Consider the following 2,485-nt stretch of genomic DNA (forward strand, 5'->3'; position numbering starts at 1 on the left):
ACTGGATATTGATTATCATTTATTTAAAGAAAAGAAAAACTATGATTTGATCAAGACTATTCAATCAATCTATAAATTTAAAGGGAATCTAGAGAGATTAAGAGGTCTAGTAATAGACAAAGATATTGCAATCATAGTAGCTAGCATAGTTAATGAAGAAAATGAAGTTTTAAAAAAAATTATCTTAAAACAAGGAGAGAAAGTGGATATGTGTGAATCATTAATGAATTTCTATAATCGAGGTATTAATAAAGGTGTTAATAAAGAGACTCTACAAAAAACGAAACAAATATTTAAACATTTTTATCCTCACGAAGATAGTAATATTTTAAATAACTTAACAAAAAAACAATTAGATACAATTTTCACAATGCTTTTAGATCAAGAGCCGTTTGATAAAATTAAAGGTATTATAAATAAAGAAATTATCAGTTAAAATATTCATTTATTCATAAAAATCAAAAGCCATGATAATAGATATCGCAATCATAGCAGCTAGCATAGTTAATGAAGAAAATGATGTTTTAAAAAATATTATCTTAAAACAAGGAGAGAAAGTGGATATGTGTGAATCATTAATGAATTTCTATAATCAAGGTATCAACGAAGGAATAAATCAAGGCATTGATAAAGGTATTAATTTGGGTGTTAATAAAGAAACCCTACAAAAAACGAAACAAATATTTAAACATTTTTATCCTCATGAAGATAGTAATGTTTTAAATAATTTAACTAAAAAACAATTAGATACGATTTTCACAATGCTTTTAGATCAAGAACCACTTGATAAAATTAAAAACATTACAAAGAATTGTCATTAATTAATAATCACAAGCTTAGATTTTTATGCTTGTGTTTTTATTTAAATAATAAACAGTAAATACAGTTTGCTTTCGATTGACAAATAATTAAGATACTAAATATTTTCATTAAAAATTAAAACCATGAATGATTTCTAATTATTTTAGACTATATTCTACATATTAATATTTTTTTATGCAAAAAATACTAATTATATGATATAAAATATATTTATAATAGTAATCCATAAAAAAATTACCGGTAATACTGACTATAAAAATTAATTATCTTACAATATTATCTATCATAAAAATATCGAGGTGAATCTATAATGAAAATATTTAAGCTATTAATAATTTTATTATTAGTCGGCTGTCAAAGCCAGCCATCTAATTTAGCAACGCCTACTATCCCTAAACCTACAAAAGAACTTGATAACATAGAATATAAAGCATCATTTTTAGCAGTTGGCGATAATATCATGCATGACCCTATGATTCAAAATGCTCAAACTAGTAACGGATATAATTTTACAACTTATTATCAAAACATCCGTAAATACATAGAGTCGCCAGATATATCTTTTATAAATCAAGAAACAATATTAGGCGGTAGTGAACATGGATATTCAGGATATCCTCAATTTAATACTCCTGATGAAATGGCTAATACTCTAAATGAAATTGGTTTTGATGTTGTAAATGGTTCAACAAACCATTCTTTTGATATGGGTGAAAGTGCTGTTGATCACTCTATTCAAGTTTTTAAACAATATAATAATATAAAATATATCGGTTTATATCAAAACCAAGAAGAAAAAAACCAAATTCCAGTTATAGAAAAAAATGGTATTAGAATTGCTTTTTTATCATATAACCAATACATCAATTATGATTATATACCATCTTCATATCGCTATAATCCTTTCGATAAAGAACAAATAAAAAACGATGTTGAAAAAGCAAAACGTATTAGTGATGCAATTGTAGTATCATGCCATTGGGGACAAGAAAATGAAAATACCCCTAGTGATTTTCAAAAAGAATACGCTCAATATTTAGCTGATTTAGGTGTCGATGTTATTATCGGAACTCACACTCATACTCTTCAAAATATTGAATGGCTTACAGGAGGTAATAATCATCGAACATTAGTCGCATACAGTTTAGGAAATTTCATTAGTGGCATGTTAGAAGAAAAATGTCAAATAGGTGGTATGCTTTCATTTGATTTTGTAAAAAAAGGTGGTGTAGTTTCTATCGAGAATGTTGTTTTGACCCCTTTAATAAATCATTACTGTAGCGATAATAAACAAAATATTATAGAAAATCGCTATGGCTTTACTGTTTACCGCTTAAAAGATTATACTCAAGATCTCGCTAGTCAACATGGATTAAACGGTTATAATAATATCACTATTTCCATTGATGCTTTAAAACAATCTATTAAAGAAAAAATAACATCTGATATAAAAATAAACATGTAAATATCTATTATATAAAAATGAGATAATTTTGAGATTATTTACTCCTTGTTTTATGATATAATTGCTTTGTCGATTAATTATACTAACTGTATAAATTCAGCCTATTTTGATTATATAAACTGACTATCTTTTGTTTTTTCTAACTATAAAATATTTTCTATTCTTTATATCATCAAAGGAGTTTATTTTATGGCTAGT

General features: G+C 25.5%; 2 protein-coding genes and 1 pseudogene. All 3 read left to right on the plus strand.

What is annotated here, in order from left to right:
- A pseudogene (locus B5E92_RS15580) lies at positions 1 to 436 on the plus strand (hypothetical protein); the annotation flags it as partial.
- A gap of 127 nt (positions 437 to 563) precedes the next feature.
- Positions 564 to 821, plus strand: a complete 258-nt coding sequence (locus tag B5E92_RS15085) for a hypothetical protein (protein ID WP_143357605.1) — start codon at positions 564 to 566, stop codon at positions 819 to 821.
- Positions 822 to 1,132: 311 nt separating this feature from the next.
- Positions 1,133 to 2,287, plus strand: coding sequence for a CapA family protein (locus tag B5E92_RS15090; RefSeq protein WP_087303515.1), 1,155 nt, complete (start codon positions 1,133 to 1,135; stop codon positions 2,285 to 2,287).
- Positions 2,288 to 2,485: the final 198 nt, after the last annotated feature.

Source organism: Erysipelatoclostridium sp. An15 (assembly GCF_002160675.1).
Classification (GTDB): domain Bacteria; phylum Bacillota_I; class Bacilli_A; order Erysipelotrichales; family Coprobacillaceae; genus Thomasclavelia; species Thomasclavelia merdavium.